Annotated in this window: 5 protein-coding genes and 1 riboswitch; of the genes, 2 read left to right on the forward strand and 3 right to left on the reverse strand. The window is 47.1% G+C overall.

All coding sequences use genetic code 11. From position 1 onward, the window contains the following. Positions 1-196: 196 nt before the first annotated feature. The 3 genes from gcvPB to gcvT are packed head-to-tail and all read right to left on the reverse strand — an operon-like array spanning position 197 to position 4,118. A complete protein-coding gene (gene gcvPB, locus C1T29_RS14715; RefSeq protein WP_023855181.1) occupies positions 197-1,654 on the reverse strand; it encodes an aminomethyl-transferring glycine dehydrogenase subunit GcvPB in 1,458 nt (485 codons plus the stop codon). After that, a complete protein-coding gene (gene gcvPA / locus C1T29_RS14720) occupies positions 1,647-2,993 on the reverse strand; it encodes an aminomethyl-transferring glycine dehydrogenase subunit GcvPA (protein ID WP_025811166.1) in 1,347 nt (448 codons plus the stop codon). Before gcvPA ends, gcvPB begins: the two co-directional genes overlap by 8 nt. Positions 2,994-3,023: 30 nt before the next feature. Further along, positions 3,024-4,118: a glycine cleavage system aminomethyltransferase GcvT gene (gene gcvT, locus C1T29_RS14725; RefSeq protein ID WP_025811165.1), complete on the reverse strand. Its 1,095-nt coding sequence runs from the start codon at positions 4,116-4,118 to the stop codon at positions 3,024-3,026. 245 nt (positions 4,119-4,363) lie between these two features. Next, positions 4,364-4,468: riboswitch (glycine riboswitch) on the reverse strand. A gap of 244 nt (positions 4,469-4,712) precedes the next feature. On the opposite strand from gcvT, the gene C1T29_RS14730 reads away from it, so the two are divergent. Together C1T29_RS14730 and C1T29_RS14735 are read left to right on the forward strand one after the other, a co-directional pair. Continuing rightward, positions 4,713-6,392 carry a DEAD/DEAH box helicase gene (locus C1T29_RS14730; RefSeq protein WP_208945475.1) on the forward strand — a complete coding sequence of 560 codons (1,680 nt, stop codon included), beginning with the start codon at positions 4,713-4,715 and terminating at the stop codon, positions 6,390-6,392. 6 nt (positions 6,393-6,398) lie between these two features. Next, positions 6,399-6,647: YqhG family protein (locus C1T29_RS14735; protein ID WP_231516500.1), on the forward strand; the 249-nt coding region annotated here is incomplete at its 3' end.

Consider the following 6,647-nt stretch of genomic DNA (forward strand, 5'->3'; position numbering starts at 1 on the left):
AGGCAAATTAAACCATTATATTTGATAAAAACATTGAAACTATCACGTTTTACAATGTAATTTTTATTTTTAATTTTAAATTTGATGAATTTACTATTTAATACGAGAGAAATCCTTATCATTCAGTACATAAACCGTTTACATAAAGATGTTTTTTTTACAAAAAAACCGGCGAAATCGATCCGCCGGCTTCTTATCATTTTTCATAACGCAGCACGGGCTTCCGCGCAGCTTTTGTTTCATCCATGCGTTTCACAACGGTTGAATGCGGTGCTTCCTGAACGACTTCAGGCGTTTCCTCCGCTTCTTTTGCAATCTGGATCATCGTATCGATAAACGCATCGAGCGTTTCTTTAGACTCTGTTTCTGTCGGTTCAATCATGATGCATTCCTCGACATTGAGCGGGAAATAGATAGTCGGCGGATGGAAGCCGAAGTCCAAAAGCCGCTTTGCGATGTCAAGCGTCCTGACTCCCAGCTTTTTCTGGCGCCTTCCCGACAGCACAAATTCGTGCTTACAGTGCCGGTCAAACGGCAGATCGTAGTATGGAGCAAGCTTTCTCATCATATAATTCGCATTTAAAACGGCGTTTTCCGTTACTTCTTTGAGCCCGTCCGGCCCCATTGAACGAATGTACGTATAAGCTCTCACATTGATGCCGAAGTTTCCGTAGTAAGGTTTCACCCTGCCGATCGAATGCGGACGGTCATGGTCAAAGGTATAACGGCCATCTTTTTTCACCAGCACCGGCTTCGGCAAATACGGAATCAATTCCTTCTTGACGCCGACAGGGCCTGATCCAGGTCCTCCGCCTCCATGCGGTCCTGTAAAGGTTTTGTGAAGGTTCAAATGGACGACGTCAAATCCCATGTCACCCGGCCTTGCTTTGCTGAGAACGGCGTTCAGGTTCGCTCCGTCATAGTACAGCTTTCCTCCGGCTTTATGGACGATTTCAGCCATTTCTAAAATATTTTCTTCAAAAAGGCCGAGCGTATTTGGATTAGTCAGCATTAACGCGGCTGTTTCTTCATCTACGACACGCTTTAAATCTTCAAGATCAACAAGACCGTCGTCATTCGATTTGACGGTGACCGTTTCAAATCCGGCAACAGTCGCAGACGCCGGGTTTGTACCGTGGGCCGAATCAGGTACAATGACCTTCGTCCTTTTATGATCGCCGTTTGCCTCATGGAACGCGCGGATCATCATCAGCCCGGTCCACTCGCCGTGCGCACCCGCAGCCGGCTGAAGGGTGACCTCATCCATCCCCGTGATCTCTTCCAAATGCTCGCTCAAGTCGTACAAGAGCTCTAGCGCACCCTGCACGGTCCGTTCATCCTGGAGCGGATGGATCGCAGAAAGTCCTGGGATTCTCGCGATTTTTTCGTTAATCTTCGGATTGTACTTCATCGTGCATGAACCGAGCGGATAAAAGCCCGAATCCACTCCGTGGTTGCGCCTTGATAAAGCCGTATAATGGCGCATAATATCAAGCTCAGACACTTCGGGGAGATCTGCCGGTTCATCTCTGAGATACGCTTCGTCAAGGACGTCTGTCACATCTGTTTTAGGGACGTCAAGCTCAGGAAGGCTGTAGCCGACCCGCCCTTCTTTTGATACTTCAAAAATAAGCGATTGATCCTGATTATTCATGGCGATCCCCCAATTCATTCATGAGTGTATCGATTTCCTCTCTTGTTCTGAGCTCTGTCACGGCGATCAGCATGTGCTGTTTTAAATCCCGATATGAAGCGCCGAGATCGTAGCCTCCGATAATATTTTTCTCAAGCAGGCGTTCATTCGCTTTTTCGACAGGTTCATTGAGCCTGACGACAAACTCATTGAACATCGGTCCGTCAAACACGACTTCAAGACCGGCCCGTTTAGCTGCTTCTTTTGCGTAAGCCGCTTTTTGCAGGTTCTGCCATGCGATTTCCTTGACGCCTTTTTTGCCGAGCGCCGTCATGGCGACTGATGCGGCAAGCGCATTGAGCGCCTGGTTGGAGCATATATTTGATGTTGCTTTATCCCGTCTGATATGCTGCTCGCGCGCCTGCAAGGTGAGAACGAATCCCCTTTTCCCGTTTTCATCTTCCGTCTGACCGACGAGACGGCCAGGCACTTTTCTCATCAATTTTTTCGTGACGGCAAAGAATCCACAGTGCGGCCCGCCGAAAGCGGCCGGTATTCCGAACGGCTGGGCATCCCCGACAACGATGTCAGCTCCCAGTGCCCCGGGCGGTGTTAAAAGCCCGAGAGCCAGCGGATTGGCGGACACGATGAACATGCTTTTCCCTTTATGGGCGATCGGTTCAATGTCTTTCAGCGGCTCAATTCGCCCGAAAAAGTTAGGGTATTGGACGATCACTGCTGCTGTATCTTCGCAGACGGCTTCATCAAGAGCCGCAAGATCTGTTGTTCCGTTTTTGGCAGGGACTTCTACCACGTCGATGTACTGTCCTTTCGCATACGTTACTAAAACCTCGCGCGATTCGGGATGGACGGTTTCCGAAACGACGATTTTTTTCTTTTTTGTATGTCCTGAAGCAAGCATTGCCGCTTCGGCTAATGCCGTTCCCCCGTCATACATCGACGAGTTGCTGATATCCATGCCCGTCAGCTCGCAAATCATCGTTTGAAATTCAAAGATCGCCTGGAGCTCCCCTTGAGAAATTTCAGGCTGATACGGTGTATAAGCCGTGTAAAATTCCGACCGCGAAATCACGTGGTCCACGATGACGGGCTGGTAATGATCGTATACGCCCGCTCCCAAAAAAGAGGCGTGCATCACTGTATCTTTATTTTTAGCCGCGAGTTTCGTCAGCTCTTTTGTGAGCTCAGTCTCGGACTTTGCCTTTTTAATTTGGTATTCCCCTTTAAATTTAACGCTTTCGGGTATATCGGAGAATAGCTCGTCGATCTTCTCGACTCCAATTGCCTCAAGCATTTCTTTTTTATCCTGATCTGTAGCTGGCAGGTAACGGTGCTTCATCTTCAGTCTCCTTTCACGGCCTTGGCAAACTTACGGCTGCCGTTTGTAAAATGGGGTTTTCACGATTTTGGCTTTCAAGCGCTTATTTCTGATTTCCACTTCAACGACGGTGTCGAGGGCGCAGGCTTCTTTTTTCAACAATGCGAGGCCGACGTTTTTCTTTAAGGTCGGCGACTGTGTGCCGGTTGTCACCTCGCCTGCTTGTTCGCCTTGATAATAGACGGCGTAGCCGTGCCTTGGAATGCCTTTATCGATCATTTCAAGGCCGACGAGCTTTCTGTCCGCTCCATGTTCCTTTTGGCTTGCCAGGACGGCTTTTCCGAAGAAGTCCGAGGCTTTGTTTGTTTTGACGGCGAATCCGATGCCGGCTTCGATCGGTGTAATATCTTTTGAGAGCTCCTGTCCGTACAGCGGCAGCTTCGCTTCAAACCTCAGCGTATCCCTGGCCCCGAGGCCGCACGGCACTAATCCCGAATCCTTGCCCGTTTCAAGAAGCAGCTTCCAAATGTAGGCTGCATCTTCACTCCGGCAGTAAATCTCAAAGCCGTCCTCTCCCGTGTATCCCGTTCTGGACACAAGCGCCTGCACGCTGCCGATCGCCGCATCATCCCTGAACGTAAACGGCTTTAACCCGGCAAGATCGCTATCTGCGACCTGTTTTAAAATCGATTCGGCCTTCGGTCCTTGAAGGGCAAGCAGCGCAATCGCGTCAGACACGTTTCGAACCGAAACGTCTCCTTCTTGGTGCTTGTTCATCCAATCGACGTCTTTGTCGATATTGGCTGCGTTAATGACGAGCATGTAAACATTGGCCGCTTTTTTATAGACGAGGAGATCGTCGATCGTTCCGCCGTTTTCATAGCACATGGCCGTATACTGGGCACCGCCTTCTTTCAGTATCGAAACATCGTTTGTCAACAGTTTTTGCAAAAACGGAAGGCTGTCTGTTCCTGTGATTTCGACCTCCCCCATGTGTGAGACATCAAAAAGCCCCGCTTTCGTCCTGACGGCTTCATGCTCCTCTTTAATTGAAGAAAATTGAACAGGCAGTTCCCAGCCGCCAAAATCAATCGTTTTTCCGCCATATTCCTTATAAAGGTCAAATAAAGGCGTTCGTTTAAGCATTCTGCTTCCCCCTTCGCTTTTCAAACTAAAAACAAGTTTGCCAATCATCAGAAAACAAGAAAGATTCCAACATCACCTGGATGGTTCCGCCGCTTTGGACGGCACAAAAAAGGACAGAGAAGCCCCTTTGTCAGTTCTGAGGCTCTCTGTCCTGGCACCTGAAAGTTTACTTTGCATCAAAAGCAAAGATGTCCCCTTTGGTGGTTTGTTAAAACATCATATGATACAAACTCTCTCCAGAGTTGCGTCAAGCAAGAGTTCTTTTGCCTGAGAGATTCACTGTTTCCCCAGCTTGCTCCTTCGGCGCCGCTTTAAGGTTTCCCGCTATCGGTCTCTCCCCTTGCTGTCATTCGCTCATATTCATTTCTTTTCATGGACATACTATATAAAGCTTATGATTTTTTTACTGATGATCTACAAATATCCTACCATCATCACAACAATTGGGCAACAGGAAAAATCATTAACAATTTATTATTTTAAAATAAGAATGTTCGTGTTTTGTTTATTTGTTAGTAAAATCCGTTTTTTTCACGCAATATTTTCTTTTAAAAAAGAACATTTGAATCTCAGAAGAGAAAGGCGGCATTAGTGATGAGACCAGACATTCATTTCGACAACGAGTGGCCGGAACAATTCAAAAAGCACCTTGATGAAGACGGACCATGGGCGAATTGGGAGCTTTACAAGCTTTCCTGTGAAGTGCAGAAAAGGCTTGCGATTCCGACGTTTGAAGGCTTGCAGGCCCCTTATCACCTCCCAGGATTCACCCCGCTTCCCCATCAGCTCGAAGTCGCCCGGAAGGTAGTCGAGCAGATGAACGGAAAAGCCATCTTGGCGGATGAAGTGGGCCTCGGCAAAACGGTCGAGGCTGGGCTGATATTAAAAGAATACATGATTCGCGGGCTGGCCAAGAAAATCTTAATCCTCGTCCCCGCCTCGCTCGTCTCGCAATGGGTGAAGGAACTGCGGGAAAAGTTTTTAATTCCGGCCGTGGAACAGAAAAAAAGCTATGTCTGGGAGCAGTGCGATGTTGTCGTCTCCTCCCTTGACACGGCAAAGCGGTCACCGCACAGGGAGACGGTTTTGTCGATCCAGTATGATGTGGTGATTATTGATGAAGCTCACAAACTGAAAAACAATAAAACAAAAAATTACGAGTTTGTCCGCAGCTTAAAGAAAAAATATTGCCTGATGCTGACGGCGACGCCCATCCAAAACAAGATCGACGAAATATTTAATCTCGTTTCCCTGCTAAAACCCGGACACTTGGGAAATGAAAGCAACTTCAACAAAGATTATACAAAACAGATCAATTCAGCTGAAGCGCATGAACGCTTAAAGTCCCTTATCAATAAAGTCATGATCAGAAACAGACGGCATGATACCGGCATCACCTGGACGAAGCGCCATGTCGAAACCGTACCCATTTCCTTTTCTCCTACAGAACAGGCTTTGTATGACGAGATTAAAAAGCTGAAGACAAGTCATCAGCATTCATCAAGCATGTTCTCAATCATGACATTGGAGCGCGAATGCTGTTCAAGCAGAGAAGCTGTCTATATGACGCTGAAAAACATGCTTGACCGAAAGGATCGCGAAGCGCCGGTGATCTCCGAACCTGTCATCCACCATTTGATCGAAAAGGTCAACGAGGTCGCGCAAAATTCAAAAGCGCTGAAAGTTGTTGAGCTCATTCAAGAACTCGATGACAAAGTCATCATCTTTACTGAATACAGGGCGACGCAGATTTATCTGCAATGGTTCCTCCAGCAGAACGGCATCAGTTCTGTACCGTTCAGAGGCGGATTTAAAAGAGGAAAGAAAGACTGGATGAAAGATTTGTTCAGGGGCAAAGTTCAAGTTCTGATCGCGACTGAAGCAGGCGGTGAAGGGATCAACCTTCAATTTTGCAATAAAATCATCAACTATGACCTTCCGTGGAACCCGATGCGTCTCGAACAAAGGATCGGCCGGATTCACCGGCTCGGCCAGGAACGCGATGTTTACATTTACAACATGGCAACAAAGCATACCGTAGAAGAGCATATTTTAAAACTTCTCTATGAAACGATCCATTTGTTCGAAAAAGTCGTCGGAGACTTGGATGATATTTTAACAAAAATTGAGGTCGGCAATTTTGAAGACCACCTTCATGACATTCTCTTTTACTCCGCAACAGACGAGGAAATGAAGATTAAAATGGAAAACTTAACCTCTTTCATTTCATACGGAAATGAAGCCGTTTCAAACCAAGAACAGATCGGAGGCTAAAATCAAATGCGTCAGGAAGAAATATACCTGTTTTTAGAACGCTTTTTCATCGCAAACGGCTGCACGATCACCGACAAAAGTTCAGGCCACATGACTGTGCAGCTGACGGTTGAAGTCGATAAACAGATTATGAACAGGCCGTTTTACTGGCACTGGCTCGAAAAGACGGGCGGAGAACCTAATCCGATGAAAATCACGCTGATCACGAATGAAGACGAGGCCCCTTCCGATATCGAAGGTGAGTTTATTCATTTT

The organism is Bacillus sp. MBGLi79 (genome assembly GCF_002953915.1).